This is a genomic window from Paenibacillus sp. FSL L8-0436 (genome assembly GCF_038593025.1).
Taxonomy (GTDB): Bacteria; Bacillota; Bacilli; order Paenibacillales; family Paenibacillaceae; genus Paenibacillus_AQ.
In genome coordinates, this window is record NZ_CP151955.1 from 2,130,955 (window position 1) to 2,151,659 (window position 20,705).

Annotated in this window: 3 protein-coding genes; all 3 read left to right on the forward strand. The window is 55.8% G+C overall.

The window, feature by feature from the left end; genetic code table 11:
• The first annotated feature begins 42 nt into the window (after window positions 1-42).
• The 3 genes from NSS79_RS09535 to NSS79_RS09545 all read left to right on the forward strand — a co-directional run bounded on the left by NSS79_RS09535 (window position 43) and on the right by NSS79_RS09545 (window position 20,637).
• Window positions 43-15,795 carry an amino acid adenylation domain-containing protein gene (locus NSS79_RS09535; RefSeq protein ID WP_342439158.1) on the forward strand — a complete coding sequence of 5,251 codons (15,753 nt, stop codon included), beginning with the start codon at window positions 43-45 and terminating at the stop codon, window positions 15,793-15,795.
• Window positions 15,796-15,900: 105 nt separating this feature from the next.
• Window positions 15,901-19,611, forward strand: coding sequence for an SDR family NAD(P)-dependent oxidoreductase (locus NSS79_RS09540; RefSeq protein ID WP_342439159.1), 3,711 nt, complete (start codon window positions 15,901-15,903; stop codon window positions 19,609-19,611).
• Window positions 19,612-19,644: 33 nt separating this feature from the next.
• On the forward strand, window positions 19,645-20,637 hold the full coding sequence (locus NSS79_RS09545) for a BtrH N-terminal domain-containing protein (RefSeq protein WP_342439160.1): 993 nt from the start codon (window positions 19,645-19,647) through the stop codon (window positions 20,635-20,637).
• Window positions 20,638-20,705 lie beyond the last annotated feature (68 nt).

The window sequence follows — 20,705 nt, forward strand, 5'->3', positions numbered from 1 at the left end:
CAGATCGAACGCAAAGCTACTCAATGTATTGGAGGTTTAAAAATGGATTCTTTAACCGTTAGGCTTATGGCTTCTAGTGGTAAATACTCGGAGGCCGTTGATTATTGGCTTGAACAGCTTGCGGAATCTCCCGCACCAACAACCCTCTCTCTAGGCAGAGAAAGCGTTGTAGCCGGCCAGTCGTTCCGACAGGTTGAGCAGCAACTTTCGAATGAGACCTTACATCGTGTAGAGTCGCTATCTAAAAACTCGGAACAGGCAATGTTCATGGTCTTAATGTCCGGAACGCTGTTGTTTCTTTCCCGGTATCTGAATCTTACGGATTTATTAGTAGGTATGCCTCCACTGAAAAAAAAAGGAAGCGAAGAAGTTGCTTCGGCTGTATTGCCGATTCGAATCCAAATCCGCTCTGAGAGTACTTTCAGGGACGTGCTAATCCAGGTGCGCAATGGCTTAACGGAAGCCGCCAAACATCAGAAATTTCCCCATCCTTACATAGCCGAGAAAACCGGGCTGCCTATGAACCGTAACGAGTTATTGCGTTTCGGTACGATTGTCTCACTTAACAGCATTCACCAAACGATTGACCCTATCCTCTCTGAATGTCTCATACACATATCTTTTCAAAAGAAGGACGACACACTTTCATTTGTAATGCATTATGATGCAAGTCGCTATGCTCATGAGAGCCTGATCAGGTTGAAGCAGCAGCTGGCTTACTTCCTTGATTTAATAATGGAACAGATAAACACGCCGCTTGCTCAGATCGATATGGTTTCGGATCAGGAAAAGCAACAACTGCTGCATGCGTTCAACGACACGGCGGCGGAGTATCCGCAGGAGGCGACGATCCACGGTTTGTTCGAAGCCCAGGTGGAGAAGACGTCGGATGCGGTGGCGGCCGTGTACGGGGATCAGCAGCTGACCTATGCGGAGCTGAACGCGCGGGCGAACCAGCTGGCGTGGACGCTGCGCGGGCAAGGTGTGGGGCCGGACCGTATCGTGGCGATCCTGATGGATCGCTCGGTGGAGATGCTCGTCGGGATGCTCGGCATCCTGAAGGCCGGCGGGGCGTACTTGCCGATCGATCCGGATTATCCGGCTGAGCGAATCGCCTATACGCTGGCGGACAGCGGAGCGCAGTGGCTGGTGACGACCCGTGACGTCGAGCTTCGGACACCGGCGCTTCCGTTCGCGGGATGCCGGGTATATGCCTTAGAAACGGAGCTGATGCCCGCGGAGAATCCGCCGCAGGCGACGAGGCCGGAGCATCTGGCCTACGTGATCTATACCTCAGGGACGACTGGAAAGCCGAAAGGGACGATGATTACGCACCGGAACGTGGTGCGGCTGTTGTTCAACGACCGCATGGCGTTTGATTTCAACGAACGGGATGTGTGGACGTTGTTCCACTCGTATTGCTTCGATTTCTCGGTATGGGAAATGTACGGAGCGCTGCTTTATGGAGGCAAGCTGGTTGTTGTGCCGCTGATGACGGCGAGGGACCCGGAGCAGATGGTGCGGCTGCTGCGGCAGGAGCGGGTGACGGTGTTGAATCAGACGCCAAGCGCGTTTTATGCGTTGTCAGAGCGGGAAATGGAAGAGGCGGACGCGGAGCTGTGCGTGCGAGCCGTGATCTTTGGCGGAGAAGCGCTGGCGCCGGTCCAGTTGCGGGCATGGCGGCGGAAGTATCCCCGTACGGAATTGATCAACATGTACGGGATCACGGAAACGACCGTGCACGTGACGTACAAGAAGCTTGGAGAGGCGGAGATCACAAGCGGCATCAGCAACATCGGCAAGCCGCTCCCGACGCTGCGGGCCTATATTCTGGGCGAAGGGCAGCAACTGCAGCCGATGGGCGTCGCGGGGGAGCTGTGCATCACGGGCGACGGACTGGCACGGGGTTATTTAAACCGGCCGGAATTGACGGCGGAGAAATTCGTAGACAACCCGTTCGAGCCGGGGACGCGGATGTACCGGAGCGGGGATTTGGCGAGATGGCTGCCGGACGGCAACCTGGAGTACCTGGGCCGGATCGACCATCAAGTGAAGATCCGCGGCTACCGGATCGAGTGCGGGGAAATTGAGGTGCGGCTTCTGGCGCATGCACAGATCCGCGAAGCGGTGGTCATGGTCCGCGAGGACGAGCAAGGGCAGGCATACTTGTGCGCGTATCTCGTAAGTGACAAAGCCGTTCCGGTACGGGAGCTGCGGGCGCAACTGGCAACACAGCTGCCGGATTACATGATCCCGTCCTACTTTGTGGAGCTGGAGAAGCTGCCGCTGACCCCTAACGGCAAAGTCGACCGGAAGGCGCTGCCGGCGCCGGACCGGGAGGCGTACAGCGAAGGCTATGAAGCGCCGCGGGATGCGCTGGAGACGCAATTGGCGGAGCTGTTCGCAGAGGTGCTGGGGGTAAACGAAGTCGGCATCGGCGATTCGTTCTTTGAGCGCGGCGGTCACTCGCTGAAAGCGATGGCGCTGGTGTCGCGCATTCATCAGCAGCTGGCGGTGGAGCTGCCGCTGCGGGAGCTGTTCGCACGTCCGACGGTGAAGGCGTTGGCGGTCTATGTGCGCAGCACGGAGGAAAGCGGCTACGGCCGGATCGAGCCGGCAGTGGCACAGGCATCGTACCCGCTGTCTTCGGCGCAGCGGCGGCTATACGTGCTGCATGAGGTGGAGCCGGAGAGCACGCGCTACAACATGCCGGGGGTTATGGAGCTAACAGGGCAGGTGGATGCGGATCGGCTGGAGGAAGCGATTTGCTCGGTTATCGCCCGTCACGAATCGCTGCGCACGTCGTTCACGTGGATCGACGGCGAACCGAGACAACAAGTACACGAAGACGTGGTGTTTGAATGGGTATGCCGGGATGCAGATGAAGGGCAAGCCCCGGAACTCATCCGGAATTTTGTGCAACCGTTCGCACTCGGTCAGGCGCCGCTGCTGCGTGCCGGGTTGCTGCGACTGGCAGAGGAGCACTATTGGCTGGTGTGGGATATGCATCATATCGTGTCGGACGGCGTGTCGATGAACCTTCTGGTGTCGGACTTCATGGCGGCGTATGCCGGCGAAGAGCTGGAGCCGCTGCGGATCCAGTACAAGGACTACGCGGTCTGGCAGCAGGGCACGCTCGGGGTGGAGCGGATGCAAGGGCATGAGGCGTACTGGCTGTCGGTCTATGCGGAGGAAGCGCCGGTGCTGGAGCTGCCGGCCGACCGGACGCGTCCGGCGGTGCCAAGCAGTGAAGGCGGGCAGGTTCATGCGCAGATCAGCGCGGACGTAGCCGAGGAGTTGAAGCAGATTGCCGCAGAGACCGGAGCCACGCTGTACATGGTACTGCTGGCTGCCTATAACGTGTGGCTGCACAAGTACACGGGGCAGAGCGACATCGTGGTTGGCACGCCGGTGTCTGGGCGGACGCATGGTGATACGGAGCCGATGATCGGGATGTTCGTGAATACGCTGGCGCTGCGCAACGCCCCGTCCGGGGAGAAGCGGTTTATGGACTTTTTGCGCGAAGTGAAGGAGCGGACGCTGGCGGCGTTTGAGCATCAGGACTATCCGTTCGAGGAACTGGTAGAGAAGCTGAACGTACGGCGCGATATGAGCCGCAACCCCATGTTTGACACGATGCTGGTACTGCAGAACATGGAGCAGGCGCGCTTTACCCTGGCGGATGTTGACGTACGTCCGGTCGAGCTGAACCACCGGGCGACGAAGTTTGACTTAACGCTGAACGTCGCGGATGGCGAGCAAGGACTTCAGCTGTTGCTGGAATACAGCAGCGCACTGTTCAACGGGGAGACAGCCGGGCGGTACCTGATACACTTCGTGCAGCTCTTGTCGCAAATCACCGGGCAGCCGGAAGCAAGCATCGGCTCGTATGAGCTTGTCACGCCAGAGGAGAAAGAGCAGCTGTTGCACGGGTTCAACGACACGGCGGCGGAGTATCCGCGGGAAGCGACGATCCACGGTCTGTTCGAAGAGCAGGTGGAGAAGACGCCGGATGCGGTGGCGGTCGTGTACGGGGATCAGCAGCTGACCTATGCGGAGCTGAACGCGCGGGCGAACCAGCTGGCGTGGACGCTGCGCGGGCAAGGTGTGGGGACAGAAACGATTGTAGCGGTTATGGCGGAACGCTCGCTGGAACTGATGGTAGGGCTTTATGGCATCCTGAAGGCGGGCGGGGCGTACTTGCCGATCGATCCGGCGCTGCCGGCCGAACGCATCCGGTATATGCTCGGGGACAGCGGCGCGGGGGTACTGCTGATTCAGCCTGGCCTGGATCCATGCGGATTTGAGGGCACGGTGCTGGAACTGGCGGAAGCCGGGCAAGCACCAGCCGGGGTGAATTTCGCACTTCACGCAACGTCGGGCGAGTTGGCGTATGTGATCTATACCTCGGGGACCACAGGAAACCCCAAAGGGGTCATGATTGAGCATCGCTCGGTGGTTAACTTCATCACAGGGATGACGAGAGTGATTCCATTCGCTCCGGCGAAGTCGATTTTATTTGCGACCACACTGTCATTCGACATCTCGGTGGTGGAGACGCTGCTAGCGTTGACGCAAGGCATGCGGGTCGTGGCAGCGAGCGAAGAACAGCAGAAGGACCCTCAGCAGCTGGCGGCGCTGATCGAACGCCAGCGCATTGGCATGGTGCAGATGACGCCGTCGCGGCTGAAGATGCTGTTGTCGGCGGGCTGCGTGGCGTGGCTTGAAGGCGTAACGGAAATACTAGTCGGCGGGGAGGCATGGACGGACGATCTGCTGGCTGATCTGCAAAGCAAATCAAAGGCCGCGCTGTTCAATATGTACGGTCCGACGGAGACGACGATTTGGTCAGCGGTGCGGGAAGCGACCGTCGACCAGACAGTGACCGTCGGGGGGCCGATCGCCAATACGCAGCTGTACATTGTAAGTGACAACCGGCAGCTGCAGCCGATAGGCGTCGCGGGGGAGCTGTGCATCGCGGGGGACGGTCTGGCACGGGGTTACTTCAACCGGCCGGACCTGACGGCGGAGAAATTCGTAGACAACCCGTTCGAGCCGGGGACGCGGATGTACCGGACCGGCGATTTGGCGAGATGGCTGCCGGACGGCAATCTGGAGTACCTGGGCCGGATCGACCATCAAGTGAAGATCCGCGGCTACCGGATCGAGTGCGGGGAGATCGAAGCACAGCTTCTGGCGCATGCGCATGTCCGCGAAGCGGTGGTCATGGCCCGCGAGGATGAGCAAGGACAGGCGTACTTGTGCGCGTATCTTGTAAGCGAAGAATCCGTTCCGGTACCGGAGCTGCGGGCGCATCTGGCAACACAGCTGCCGGATTACATGATCCCGTCCTACTTTGTGGAGCTGGAGAAGCTGCCGCTGAACTCTAACGGCAAGGTGGACCGGAAGGCGCTGCCAGCGCCGGACCGGGAGGCGTACAGCGAAGGCTATGAAGCGCCGCGGGATGCGCTGGAGACGCAATTGGCGGAGTTGTTCGCAGGAGTGCTGGGGGTAAACGAGGTCGGCATCGGTGATTCGTTTTTCGAGCGCGGAGGTCACTCGCTGAAAGCGATGACGCTGGTGTCGCGCATTCATCAGCAGCTGGCGGTGGAGCTGCCGCTGCGGGAGTTGTTTGCGCGTCCGACGGTGAAGGCGTTGGCGGTCTATGTGCGCAGCACGGAGGAAAGCGGCTACGGCCAAATCGAGCCGGCAGCGGCACAGGCATCGTACCCGCTGTCTTCGGCGCAGCGGCGGCTATACGTGCTGCATGAGGTGGAGCCGGAGAGCACGCGCTACAACATGCCGGGTGTCATGGAGCTAACAGGGCAGGTGGATGCGGATCGGCTGAAGGAAGCGATTCGCTTGGTTATCGCCCGTCACGAATCGCTGCGCACGTCGTTCAGGTGGATTGACGGCGAACCGAGACAACAGGTACACGAAGACGTGTCGTTTGAATGGGGATGCCGGGAGGCAGATGAAGGGCAAGCCCGGGAGCTCATCCGGAACTTCGTGCGGCCGTTCGCGTTGGATCAGGCGCCGCTGCTGCGCATCGAACTGTTGCGGCTGGCGGAGAAGCGCCATTGGCTGGTGTGGGACATGCACCATATCGTGTCGGACGGCGTATCGATGAACCTTCTGGTGTCGGACTTCATGGCGGCGTATGCCGGTGAGGAGCTGGCGCCGCTGCAGATCCAGTACAAGGACTACGCGGTCTGGCAGCAGGGTACGCTTGGGGTCGAGCGAATGGAGGCGCATGAGGCATACTGGCTGTCGGCCTATGCGGAGGAAGCGCCGGTGCTGGAGCTGCCGGCCGACCGGACGCGTCCGGCGGTGTTAAGCAGTGAAGGCGGACGGGTATACACCGAAGTGAACGCCGAGACGGCAGAGGCCCTAAAACGAATCGCGGCAGAGACCGGAGCCACGCTGTACATGGTGCTGCTGGCCGCCTATAACGTGTGGCTGCACAAGTACACGGGGCAGACCGACATTGTGGTCGGGACGCCGGTGTCGGGACGGACGCATGGTGATACGGAGCCGATGATCGGAATGTTCGTGAACACGCTGGCGCTGCGCAACGCCCCGTCCGGGGAGAAGCGGTTTATGGACTTTTTGCGCGAAGTGAAGGAGCGGACGTTGGCGGCGTTTGAGCATCAGGACTATCCGTTCGAGGAACTGGTAGAGAAGCTGAACGTACGGCGCGATATGAGCCGCAACCCCTTGTTTGACACGATGCTGGTGCTGCAGAACATGGAGCAGGCGCGATTTGGCCTGGCGGATGTTGACGTTCGTCCAGTCGAGCTGAACCATCGGGCGACGAAGTTCGATCTGACGCTGAACGTTGCGGAGAGTGAGCAAGGACTTCAGTTGTTGCTGGAATACAGCAGCGCACTGTTCAACGGGGAGACGGCAGGGCGGTACCTGATGCACTTTGTGCAGCTCTTGTCGCAAATCGCCGGGCAGCCGGAAGCAAGCATCGGCTCGTATGAGCTTGTCACGGCGGAGGAAAAGCAACAACTGCTGCATGCGTTCAACGACACGGCGGCGGAGTATCCGCGGGAAGCGACGATTCACGGCCTGTTTGAGGAACAGGTGAAGAAGACGCCGGATGCGGTGGCGGCCGTGTACGGGGATCAGCAGCTGACCTATGCGGAGCTGAACGCGCGGGCGAACCAGCTGGCGTGGACGCTGCGCGGGCAAGGTGTGGGGCCGGACCGTATCGTGGCGATCCTGATGGATCGCTCGGTGGAGATGCTCGTCGGGATGCTCGGCATCCTGAAGGCCGGCGGGGCGTACTTGCCGATCGATCCGGATTATCCGGCTGAGCGAATCGCCTATACGCTGGCGGACAGCGGAGCGCAGTGGCTGGTGACGACCCGTGACGTCGAGCTTCGGACACCGGCGCTTCCGTTCGCGGGATGCCGGGTATATGCCTTAGAAACGGAGCTGATGCCCGCGGAGAATCCGCCGCAGGCGACGAGGCCGGAGCATCTGGCCTACGTGATCTATACCTCAGGGACGACTGGAAAGCCGAAAGGGACGATGATTACGCACCGGAACGTGGTGCGGCTGTTGTTCAACGACCGCATGGCGTTTGATTTCAACGAACGGGATGTGTGGACGTTGTTCCACTCGTATTGCTTCGATTTCTCGGTATGGGAAATGTACGGAGCGCTGCTTTATGGAGGCAAGCTGGTTGTTGTGCCGCTGATGACGGCGAGGGACCCGGAGCAGATGGTGCGGCTGCTGCGGCAGGAGCGGGTGACGGTGTTGAATCAGACGCCGAGCGCGTTTTATGCGTTGTCAGAGCGGGAAATGGAAGAGGCGGATGCGGAGCTGTGCGTGCGAGCCGTGATCTTTGGCGGAGAAGCGCTGGCGCCGGTCCAGTTGCGGGCATGGCGGCGGAAGTATCCCCATACGGAATTGATCAACATGTACGGGATCACGGAAACGACCGTGCACGTGACGTACAAGAAGCTTGGAGAGGCGGAGATCACAAGCGGCATCAGCAACATCGGCAAGCCGCTCCCGACGCTGCGGGCCTATATTCTGGGCGAAGGGCAGCAACTGCAGCCGATGGGCGTCGCGGGGGAGCTGTGCATCACGGGCGACGGACTGGCACGGGGTTATTTAAACCGGCCGGAATTGACGGCGGAGAAATTCGTAGACAACCCGTTCGAGCCGGGGACGCGGATGTACCGGAGCGGGGATTTGGCGAGATGGCTGCCGGACGGCAACCTGGAGTACCTGGGCCGGATCGACCATCAAGTGAAGATCCGCGGCTACCGGATCGAGTGCGGGGAAATTGAGGTGCGGCTTCTGGCGCATGCGCAGATCCGCGAAGCGGTGGTCATGGCCCGCGAGGACGAGCAAGGGCAGGCATACTTGTGCGCGTATCTCGTAAGTGACAAAGCCGTTCCGGTACGGGAGCTGCGGGCGCAACTGGCAACACAGCTGCCGGATTACATGATCCCGTCCTACTTTATGGAGCTGGAGAAGCTGCCGCTGAGCCCTAACGGCAAGGTGGAGCGCAAGGCGCTGCCGGCGCCGGAATCGGTGCATACCGGCAGCGTCTACGAAGCGCCAAGCACGCCGACGCAGCGGCAACTGGCGGAGATTTGGCAGGAAGTGCTGGGAGCGGAGCAGGTCGGCGTCCACGATAACTTCTTTGTGCTGGGCGGCGACTCGATCAAGGCGATCCGCCTCGTCAGCCGGATGAATTGCGACATGGAGGCGGATCTCCCGTTAAGAGAGTTGTACCTGCATCAGACCATCGGAGAGTTGGCTGAGCTTTTGGCGCAGGAGCACAAGCCGAACCGGCAGCTGGAGTTGGGGCGGGAGATGCTGGAGCAGATGAAGCGGCGCATCATGGAGGATTCCGAGCAGGCGAAGCACCTGCCGGAGGATTACGAGGACGTGTATCCGCTTAGCAAAATTCAACAGAGCATGGTGTTCTACTCAAGATTGCGGCCGGAGGAGCCGATTTACCACGATCAGTTCTTATATCATTTCAAAATCGTTTCGGTAGAACAGTTCGAAGAAGCGTTGCAGCGGTTATCCGACAAGCATCCGATTCTGCGTACCACCTTCGATCTCACGCATTTCGAGGAAGAGGTCCAGCTCGTGCACGACCGGATCGTGCCAGAGTTTTCGGTGGAAGATGTCTCCTCCCTTAGCCGTGAGGAGCAGGAGCGCGTCATCCGCGCGCATATCGAACAGGACCAGCGTAACTTGTTCCGGTTCGACGGCGAGGTGCTGTGGCGAGTTCGTTTGTTCCGGCTGAACGCACGCTACGATTATTGCATGGTGTTTACGTTCCACCATGCGATTCTGGACGGATGGAGCGTGGCATCCTTCCAGCAGGAGTTTGCAGGCATTTATCAGCAACTGCTGCAGGGAGAGCCGGCGGAGGTCAAGCCGCTGGATAGCAATTACAAGGATTATGTGGCCATCAACCGGTTCCGGGAGAGCGACGAGGAGAGCCGGCAATATTGGATCCGCGAATTGGCGGGGTATACCCGCAACAAGCTGCCGTTTAACTACGCGGGCAAGAAGAGGGACCGCGGAGCGGCCAGCAAAATTTACCGCAGGCCACTGAGCAGCACGCTGCTGGGAGCCTTGAAGCGGCAGGCGAAGCGGTACGGTTGTACCGTCAAGGAGCTGTGCTTGAGCGCGCACGTGTATTTGCTGGGCATCCTGACGACGGAGGAAGAGATTGTCACGGGCGTGGTCAGCCACGACCGGCCGGCCATCGAAGATGCAGACAAAGTATTAGGCTGCTTCCTCAATACGGTGCCGATCCGCATGGGGCTAGCGCGCGAAGTGTCCAAGCGGGAACTGGTGAACCGTACAAAACGGCAGCTTGGGCAAATGAAGGCGCATGAACTGTTTCTGGCTGACATTGCCCAGGCAATTGGTGAAGTGTCGAGTCCGTCCGTCAACCCGATCTTCGATACGCTGTTTAACTATACGGATTTCCATGTGCTGGAGGAGATGGGGCCGGGGCAAGAGTTGGCATCGGAGATGGCGGCGCTGAGCTTGGAAGCAAACGAAATGACGAATACGTGGTTTGATCTGGAAGTATCGCAATACTTTAACAGGCTGAACATGCAGATCAAATATGCGCCAGCTTATTTTGAGGATCGGGAGATCGAAACGGCGTTCGTTTGGTACGAACGAATCCTTGAGGCCCTATGTGACGAGGAGACCGATATCTTGTCGGTAGAGCGCCTGATGGCGATTGCGGAACGGCAAGATATTGTGTACGAATGGAACCGGACGGATATGCCGTACGCAGCAGAGAAGACGCTGCACCAACTGTTCGAGGAACAAGCGGCGAGGACACCCGGGCGGACCGCTTTAAACTGGAACGGCCAGCCATTGACCTACCGGGAGCTGGACGAGCGGTCGAACCGGTTGGCGCGGCGGCTGCGGGCCCAGGGGGTGAAACTCAATGATCATGTCGGGCTGATGACCGGGCGGGGTTTTGAGATGATCGTCGGCATGCTGGCGATTCTGAAAGCCGGCGCGGCGTATGTACCGATGGATCCGGACTACCCGCAAAGCCGGATCGCACATATGATCAGCCATGCGGGAGTGAGCGTCGTTGTCGTCGATCAGGCGTATGCAGAAGCGCCTGCGCTATTCGTCGACAGCCGGGACCCTTCGCTGATTGAGCATTCCAGTGAGCCGCTTCGCCTTGCCAAAGATTCGCACGAGTTGGCGTACATTATTTACACCTCTGGCTCAACCGGAGAGCCGAAGGGCGTCATGATTGAGCATCATTCGGCAGTGAACCTGGTCAGCTGGGTCAATCAGGAATTTGGCGTGCATGAGGAAGACCGGCTGTTGTTCATCACGTCGATGTGCTTCGACTTGTCGGTGTATGACATTTTTGGACCGCTGGCGGCAGGCGCCCAGATTGTGATTGCAAGCCGGGAGCAGGTGCAGGATCCCAAGCAGATGCAGCAGTTGCTGGAAGAGGAAGCCATTACGATTTGGGACTCGGTGCCGACGACGCTGAATCATGTGCTGCATGGCCTAGAGGAACAGGAGGAGGCGATCAGCCAGAAGGCTTTACGGCTGGCGCTGGTGAGCGGGGACTGGATTCCGGTCGATTTGGCGGAACGCGCGAAGGCATACTTCCCGAACGTCCAAGTGATAGGACTTGGGGGTGCGACGGAAGCCACCGTATGGTCCAACTACTATCCGATCCAGGAAGTTACGGCGGATCAAACGGGCATTCCGTACGGAAAGCCGCTGGCGAACAATACCTTCTACATTCTGGACGCAGATCGGCATCCGGTGCCGTACGGGGTGGCCGGCGAGCTGTATATCGGGGGAGTGGGCGTAGCCAGAGGCTATTTGAACGATCCGGCGAAGACAAGCGCATCGTTTATGGCCAATCCGTTTGTGCCGCAGGGGCGGATGTACCGGACGGGGGACATGGGGCGCATGCTGCCGGACGGCAACATGGAGTTCCTGGGACGCCAAGATTACCAGGTGAAGATCCGCGGCTACCGGGTGGAACTGGGAGAAATCGAGAACCAGTTGCTGAAGCATGAGGCGGTCCGCGAAGCGGTGGTGATCGCCCGGGAGGATGCGGCCGGCGGGAAATACTTGTGCGCGTACGTGGTGCTGCAGGAGGAGACGGCTTCGGCGGAGATTCGGGAGCACCTCGGGCGGGCCCTGCCGTCCTATATGATACCGGGGTATATGATGCCGATGGAGCGCTTGCCGCTGACCCCTAACGGCAAGCTGAACCGTAAAGCGTTGCCGGAGCCGGATGCCAGAATGCATTCGGAAGAACGGTATGAGGCAGCGAGTACCGAGACGGAACGGAAGTTGCTTGGGATTTGGCAGGACGTGCTTGGCGTAGAGAACATTGGGATGAGCGACGACTTTTTTGCAATCGGAGGGCACTCCTTGCGGGCAACCGCGCTGGTGTCCAAAATCCAGAAGACGATGAACGTAGAGCTGACGCTGCAGGACGTATTCCGACTGCCGACGATCAAGGAGCAGGCGCGGAAGATCGAGGGGATGTCGAAGATGGCATACAGCGCCATCGAACCGGCGAAACCGGGGAAGGATTATCCGCTGTCTTCGGCGCAGCGGCGGCTATACGTGCTGCATGAGGTGGAGCCGGAGAGCACGCGCTACAACATGCCGGGAGTCGTGGAGCTCACAGGGAAAATTGATGCGGATCGGCTGGAACAAGCGGTTCGTTCGGTCATCGCCCGTCACGAATCGCTACGCACGTCGTTCAGGTGGATCGACGGCGAACCGCGGCAACAGGTGCATGATGACGTGGCATTGGAATGGGTATACCGGGATGCAGATGAAGCGCAGGCGCGGGAACTCACCCGGAGCTTCGTACGGCCGTTCGAACTGAGTCAGGCGCCGCTGCTGCGGGCCGGGCTGCTGCGGCTGGCAGAGGAGCGCCATTGGCTGGTGTGGGATATGCATCATATCGTGTCGGACGGCGTGTCGATGAACCTTCTGGTGTCGGACTTCATGGCGGCGTATGCCGGCGAAGAGCTGGAGCCGCTGCGGATCCAGTACAAGGACTACGCGGTCTGGCAGCAGGGCACGCTCGGGGTGGAGCAGATGCAAGGGCATGAAGCGTACTGGCTGTCGGCCTATGCGGAGGAAGCGCCGGTGCTGGAGCTGCCGGCCGACCGGAGGCGTCCAGCGGTGCCAAGCAGTGAAGGCGGACGGGTATACACGAAAGTGAACGTCAAGACGGCAGAGGCCCTAAAACGAATCGCTGCGGAGACCGGAGCCACGCTGTACATGGTACTGCTGGCCGCCTATAACGTGTGGCTGCACAAGTACACAGGGCAGACCGACATCGTGGTCGGGACGCCGGTGTCGGGGCGGACGCATACGGATACGGAGCCGATGATCGGGATGTTCGTGAACACGCTGGCGCTGCGCAACGCCCCGTCCGGGGAGAAGCGGTTTATGGACTTCGTGCGCGAGGTGAAGGAGCGGACGCTGGTGGCGTTCGAGCATCAGGACTATCCGTTCGAGGAACTGGTAGAGAAGCTGAACGTGCGGCGCGATAGGAGCCGCAACCCGCTGTTTGACACGATGCTGGTGCTGCAGAACATGGAGCAGGCGCGCTTTACCCTGGCGGATGTTGACGTTCGTCCGGTCGAGCTAAATCACCTGGCGACGAAGTTTGACTTAACGCTGAACGTTGCGGAGAGTGATCAAGGACTTCAACTGATGCTGGAATACAGCTGCGCGCTGTTCAACGAGGAGACAGCCGGGCGGTACCTGATGCACTTCATGCAGCTCTTGTCGCAAATCACCGGGCAGCCGGAAGCAAGCATCGGCTCGTATGAGCTTGTCACGCCAGAGGAGAAAGAGCAGCTGCTGCACGGGTTCAACGACACGGCGGCGGAGTATCCGCGGGAAGCGACGATTCACGGTCTGTTCGAGGAACAGGTGAAGAAGACGCCGCATGCGGTGGCGGCCGTGTACGGGGAACAGCAGCTCACCTATACGGAGCTGAATGCGCGGGCGAATCAGCTGGCGTGGACGCTGTGCGGGCAAGGTATGGGGCCGGACCACATCGTGGCGATCCTGATGGAACGCTCGGTGGAGATGATCATCGGGGTGCTCGGCATCCTGAAGGCCGGCGGGGCGTACTTGCCGATCGATCCGGCCTATCCGGCAGAGCGCATCCAATACATGCTGGAGGACAGCGGCAGTCAGTGGCTGATAGGCGATGAGGCGCTGCTGGCGGAAACTGCCTTTGCGGGAGCGAAGCTGGGACTGACGATAGCAAAGGCCGAAACCGCTGCGACCGGTACAATGTCTGTCGGGGAAAGCAGCAGTATCGATGGCTGCAATTTAGAAGCGGTCAGCGGGCCGGAGAACCTGGCATATATCATCTACACTTCAGGCTCGACGGGTCGGCCCAAAGGAGTGATGGCCGAGCACCGGAGTGTGGCCAACTTGACGTCCATGTTTCAACGTACGCTGCAGATTACCGGAGATGACCGGATTCTCCAATTTGCATCGCTTTCGTTCGATGCCTCTCTATCGGAAATCGTGATGAGCCTGTGCAGCGGGGCGCAATTGCATATAGTGCCGGTGGAAGTGATCCATCACCTCGGGGAGTTCGAGCAGTACATCCGGGAAAACGGCATTACAGTAATCACTCTGCCGCCGGCATACTTAACACGGATGCATCCGGAGCAGGTCCGCCCGTTGAGAACGGTCATCACGGCGGGCTCGGCCTGTCCGCAGGAGGTGGTGCGGAAGTGGAGTCCTTACGTCAACTTAATCAATGCGTACGGGCCGACGGAAACGACGGTGTGCGCCACGATGTGGCCGGCAGACGAGGCGGAAGAAGAGATGGGAATCGTTCCGATCGGTAAACCGGTGTCCAATGTGCGGGTGTATATTCTGGATCAGGAAGGCCGGTTACTGCCCATGGGTGTGCCGGGCGAAATCTGTCTCACGGGAGCCGGCGTGGCCCGGGGCTATCTGAACCGGCCAGACCTGACAGCGGAGAAGTTCGTAGACAACCCGTTCGAGCCGGGGATGCGGATGTACCGGACCGGGGATTTGGCGAGATGGCTGCCGGACGGCAACCTGGAGTACCTGGGCCGGATCGACCATCAAGTGAAGATCCGCGGCTACCGGATCGAGTGTGGGGAGATCGAGGCGCAGCTTCAGGCGCATGGGCATATCCGTGAAGCTGTCGTAGTCGACCGGAAGGACGAGCAAGGGCAGGCATATCTATGCGCTTATCTGGTTTGCAGCATGCCGCTGACTGTAGCCCAAATACATGCTCACCTGTCCAGATATCTGCCGGACTATATGATCCCGTCCTATTTTGTGGAACTGGACCATATTCCGCTTAATAATAACGGCAAAGTGAACCGAACACTTCTGCCTGTTCCAGATGTGGCCATGGATGATCAAGAAGAAAAACTGCCGCCTGCTACTGAGATTGAGTCTGGAATTTTGAAAGTATGGCAAGGGGTTCTTCACAAAGACGACATCGGGGTTACGGATAACTTCTTCCATGTGGGTGGAAACTCATTGCGCATTATGGATATATATTCCAAACTAGAGCAAAAGTATCCGGGCGTACTTGTTGTAGCGGATTTGTTCGGAAACCCGAACGTGCGTCAATTGGCTCAGTATATCGAAACGGTCCATGTGCAAAAACAAGCATCTACATGGAAGCACCTCCCCCTCGCATTCCCAACGTCAGGTATGACCGAGCAAGGAGTCTACATTCCGGGCGATGTATTGCGCTTTGAGCTCTCGGAACGAACGAGTCAAAGCTTGGAACGCATTTCGAGTCACTACAGCATTCAAAAGAGGTCTGTGCTGTTGACCGCTTTTGCATATTTAATGTCGGAATACGCACAGACAGAAACGGTTACTTTGCCTTGCCTGATAGAAGGCGGCGATGTATGCCGGGTTGAGGTTTCGTTCCGGGAAGCCGAAGAGCTGGAGGAAGTTTTTGCAATAGTAGACGGATACCTGAAAACGGAAGGGCGATTTCATTGGGACCAGGTGAAGTATGCTGCTTATGAGCCGCAAGAAGGCCAAATCCTTTGTGCATTTACAGGCGCTGACCCATTGCCGTCAGGCTTTGCAAAGCAGTTTGATCTTGTGCTCAATTGTGGAGAGGCTGGCATTGTCCAGTCAATGACATGTGAGTACAACCAGGGCCGGATTTTACAAGCGTCTGTAGAGAGGCTGCTTCGCCAGTTCGTAAGCTTATTGGCTAAAATGATGGAACAATGTGAAAAAAAGGTCGGTCTGTAAGAGACGTGAAGTGAACAGGAGAAGAGAGGAGAAGGCAAACGAAGGTCCTTCTCTTCTGTTCTACCGATTATACATCAGAGCAGGTTTCGAATTGGAGGGTGCGATGTGAAAAAAAGACTAGTCGACTTCGATACTTCCGAAGTGCTATCAACGAACGAGAATATCAAGTTTGAACAAATCTCAAGTAAGGATATTGCAGTGATTGGTGTATCCTGTCAGATTGGGAGCGCAAAAAATACAAATGAATTTTGGAATTGTATAGTTGAAGGGAAGAGTCTAATAGAAGAAATTCCGCAAACACGTAAAAAAGATATTACAGATGTGCTAAAGCAAAGCGGCATCGACCCTAAGGAATTTAAGAAAGCTACTTATCTTGGTAACATCGACATGTTCGATTATAAATTTTTTTCTCTGCCGGCTATTGAGGCCCAGTTAATGGATCCGCACCAACGGCTCTTTCTGGAGACTGTCTATGCCACTATGGAGGATGCGGGATACGGGGGGAGGGAACTCGTTGGCAGCGAAACCGGAGTATTCGTCGGATTATCAAGCGACGGGCTCAATGAATACAAAGCACTCGCGCAAAGGTCCGCTCCGGAGCTTGTGGGTCTGACAACTTCAGGTAATCTAAAATCGATTATTGCCGGGAGGATTTCCTATATATTTGATTTTAAAGGCCCCAGCAGTGTGGTGGATACTGCATGCTCTTCATCTTTGTCTGCACTTCATCTGGCATGCCGCTCTATTCGCACAGGCGAATGCAATACTGCGATAGCGGGAAGCGTCAGAATCAATATGTTACCGGCCAGTCAGGCGAATGACTACAAAATGGGAACTGAATCATCAGACGGGTACACGCGAACCTTCGATGCAGAATCGGATGGAACAAATACTGCAGAGGGAGTCGCGGCTGTTCTGTTGAAACCACTGCATCAAGCGATGTTGGATCATGATCATATCTATGCGGTCGTTAAGGGCAGTGCATGGAATCAAGATGGAAGCTCGGTAGGACTCACAGCACCGAATCCAGCCGCACAGGAGCGGGTTATTCTAAGAGCATGGCAAGATGCGGGAATCGATCCTGAATCCATCTCCTATCTGGAAGCCCATGGTACGGCAACAAAGCTGGGAGATCCTATCGAAATCCAAGGGATACACAATGCATTCCGCAAGCATACCTCAAAGATGCAATTTTGCGCCATCGGTTCTGTCAAAACAAATATCGGTCATTTGGATCATGCAGCGGGAATCGCTGGTTTTATTAAGGCCGTGCTGGCCTTAGAGCATCAACAAATTCCACCGATGCTGCATTTTAAACAACCTAATCCTAATATATCGTTTATTAATTCGCCCGTTTATATTGCAGACCGGTTAATCGAGTGGAAGCGTTCACCAGGTTCAAAAAGAAGATGCGGGGTAAGTTCGTTCGGTTTAAGCGGAACGAATTGCCATGTCGTATTAGAGGAGGCTCCTGAACGAACAGAGACTTCCCCTGACCATTCACATCATATTTTCACCTTATCTGCCATGGAACAAACGAACCTGTTAGATATGGTAAACAGATATATACTTTTCCTATCGAGTTCTGCCGGCCAGCATAGAATCGGGGATATTTGCTACACCGTTAATACGGGGAGAGGTCACTACGCCCACCGCTTGGTGCTGAAGGCATGCAGCATAGAAGAACTGCTTCAGCAATTGGAGCGATTTCTAAAAACCCCATTCGTTACGATGGAAGAGCATCATATTTATTACGGCAGCCATAACGTCAGCGCTAACAAAGCCACCTGGACAAATCCTGAAGCTGCGACCGGTTCCGCCTCCAAGGACGTCAAAGAACTTCTGTCCAATATTAGCAAAGATTCGTCCGATGCGGGAAGAACGTTTCATGATTTCGCTCAGGCTTATACACAAGGAACAGAGATGAATTGGAAACTGTTATATCCGACACGTTCTTACAATAAAGTCAGTGTGCCGACCTACAGCTATTCGAAAAGCAGATGCTGGATCAACATTCCGGAGAAGCATACACAGCCTGTTGAGAGACGTGAGACTTTAACATCCGTGCATGAAGAGGAGTATTGTTATTACCAGCCAAAATGGGTGCCCCAAAGTATTAATGACAAACTCCCGGAACCCATTGACGGGATGACGGTTTTCTTTCGAACAACGGCTCCGGTTTGCGGCCAGATCTGTACATTGCTGGAAATACAAAACCGGGAATATATTGAAGTTTATTATGGACCCCAGTACAGCAAAGTAACGGATTATGAATACGTGATTTCAGGCAATGACTCTGACTACCTCTTATTGCTCGAGCAAGTAGGAAAGGTTGGGCATGTCATCCATGCCTTTGATCTCGAAGAACGGCTGCCGCACCATACCTTGGAGCTGCAGGAACGCCTCGTTCGCAGCGTGTACAGCTTGGCTTCTTTATCAAAAGCATTATTCAAGAAGCAGCGAAGACAAGAAACAGTGATTTCTGTCCTTACCCGATTTGCAAATGCCGTGACAGGGGACGAGCCACAGATCGATCCGATCGGTGCCGCTATGCTCGGGATGGCGAAGGTTATTCATCAAGAACATCCGTACCTGTACACTCGCAGCTTTGATTTGGACGTAACGATTGAACCTCCCGTAATTGGGCAAATGTTATCTTCAATCAGAGAAGCGACAGAATTTGCATACCGCAACGGCGTTAGATATATAGAAAGCTTACAGGCAGCGGATCTAGGAACAACCGAAGCCGTTTCCATTCGCCACAATGGTGTCTATGTCATTACAGGAGGACATGGGGGGATTGGCTTAGAAGTGGCCAAACATTGGGCGAGACAACAGCAAATCTCCATTGCCCTTGTGAGCCGGACGCCCTTGCCGAGCCGTGAAGAATGGAGCTCTATTAAAGCGGGGGATGATCCTAAACGAAAACGCATCATTGAAAGCATAGAAGAAATGGAGAGTCTGGGTTCAACCATACATTCTTACAGCGCGGATGTTACCGATTTCGATCAAATGGACGTGCTGATCCGGCAGATTAGAGCCAGCCTCGGAAATATTAGTGGAATTTTTCATGCTGCAGGCATCGCAGGAGACGGGATGCTGTTCAGGAGAAGCCAAGAGCAAATGGACGCGGTCCTGTCTCCTAAAGTAATGGGGACATGGAACTTACACTTGCTTACGAAAGACAATGACCTTGACTTTTTTGTGCTGTGCTCGTCGCTCGCTTCGCTTACTGGGGGAGTGGGCCAAGGGGACTACACGGCTGCCAACAGGTTTTTGGATTCATTCGCTTCCTACCGATCCCGATTAGGTATGACGGCTTGTTCTATCAATTGGCCGGCCTGGAAGGAAGTCGGTATGGCTGCTAATTACGGCGTCAAAGAAAGCGATAAAGGTATTAGCCATATTACACCTCGTTCTGCGCTGGCTGCACTTGATCAAATCCTATATTCGAATCGGCCCAGAATGATTCTGGGAGAGATGAACGCTGTACACGCAGATCAAGTAGCGATGAATGGTCAGATTCAGGAGCAACCGTTCTTCAAGAACGTGCAGCTGGTTGGAAGAGAATCCGGTGAATACACCGAACTTGAGAAATTATTGGCAAGCATTTGGGGAGAACTGTTCGAACGTGATGTGATGAGGGTGGATGACAATTTTTACGACTTGGGGGGACACTCCTTATTGCTTATCCGGGTGGAGGTTGAGCTGGAAAAGCATGGTGTGGCGGTAGACCATTTAAATATTGAACGGGACCGGACGCTTGAGAAAATAGCGGAAACTCTGGAAAACTCGAATTCTAAGGTTGAGGACTGAGTGCGTGCTTGAAGTGAAAGCGGGGAAAAAGGGATGGCAAAAATCATTGAACCGATAGAACCTTTTAACGAAATCTATTATCAAAGTTGCTTGTATAATTCGTTGTTTCCGGTTATACGGCATTTTCAGCTTAGTATATTGCCGTTACTGATTAACGATTGGGTTGTGTATGAAACGGCCCTGACAGGGGAAGGCGCCCTTTGCGGAATCTCTTACAGAAGCAATAAGGGTCTTATTGAAGCTCTTGCAGGGCTTGGAATCGCAGTCGAGAAGGAACAGTTTGCCGGAACAGTCATTGACAAAATCAAGAGTGCGGTAGACATGGGGAGACCTGTCGTACTATGGGTTGATTGTTACGAATTGCCGATTCGCAAAGACACTTTTCGGAAGAAGCATTTGCCACACACCATCTTAGTTCATGGATATAATGATTGTACCGGCCATTTTCATATTATTGAACATTTGCAGATGGAGAACCTGTCCTATGATAAAAAAACAATCCGGATGGAAGATTTGGAGCGGGCTTATATTGAATTTGATCATGAATTCAATCAAGGACAAATGAAGCTGGATTCCTACTATGAATTTTATAAGCTGAATCAAGCTGCTTCCATGATTTCCGGCGAAGCGGAACAATACCAGGAACTCATTCAGGCAAATATGAATGTAATTACAGAAGGTCTAGACCAGCTGCTGGAAGTGTCGGAGCTGTGGTATGGGAGATTGATGCAGCAAGCGCACATATCTATAGATTATGCTGCACAGCAACTCGATAAGCTGAATTCAATCATATTGGCGAAACAAGCGGAGAGCTACAAGCTGAAGCTTTTGCAGATGGAGCAGGAGCCTTTAAGTGCCATTCTACAGAGTATTACTAATGAGTGGAGCATGATTAGAGCGATCGTGGGCAAATATGTATACTCCAATCAGTTTAAAGTTGAACAATTCGCCGAATTGCCGGATCGAATCAGCAGTATTTACGATGCCGAGTTAAAGTTTTATGAAACCTTTTTAACGAAGCGATGAAGAGGTACACAGATGAAAGGGATTATACAGATCGATGATGGTGTTAACACATACTAGGTCCATACAAA

Bases quoted from the DNA above. Each gene is read 5' to 3' on its own strand.
- NSS79_RS09535 (WP_342439158.1), top strand. From the start codon at position 43: ATGGATTCTTTAACCGTTAGGCTTATGGCTTCTAGTGGTAAATACTCG.
- NSS79_RS09545 (WP_342439160.1), top strand. From the start codon at position 19,645: ATGGCAAAAATCATTGAACCGATAGAACCTTTTAACGAAATCTATTAT.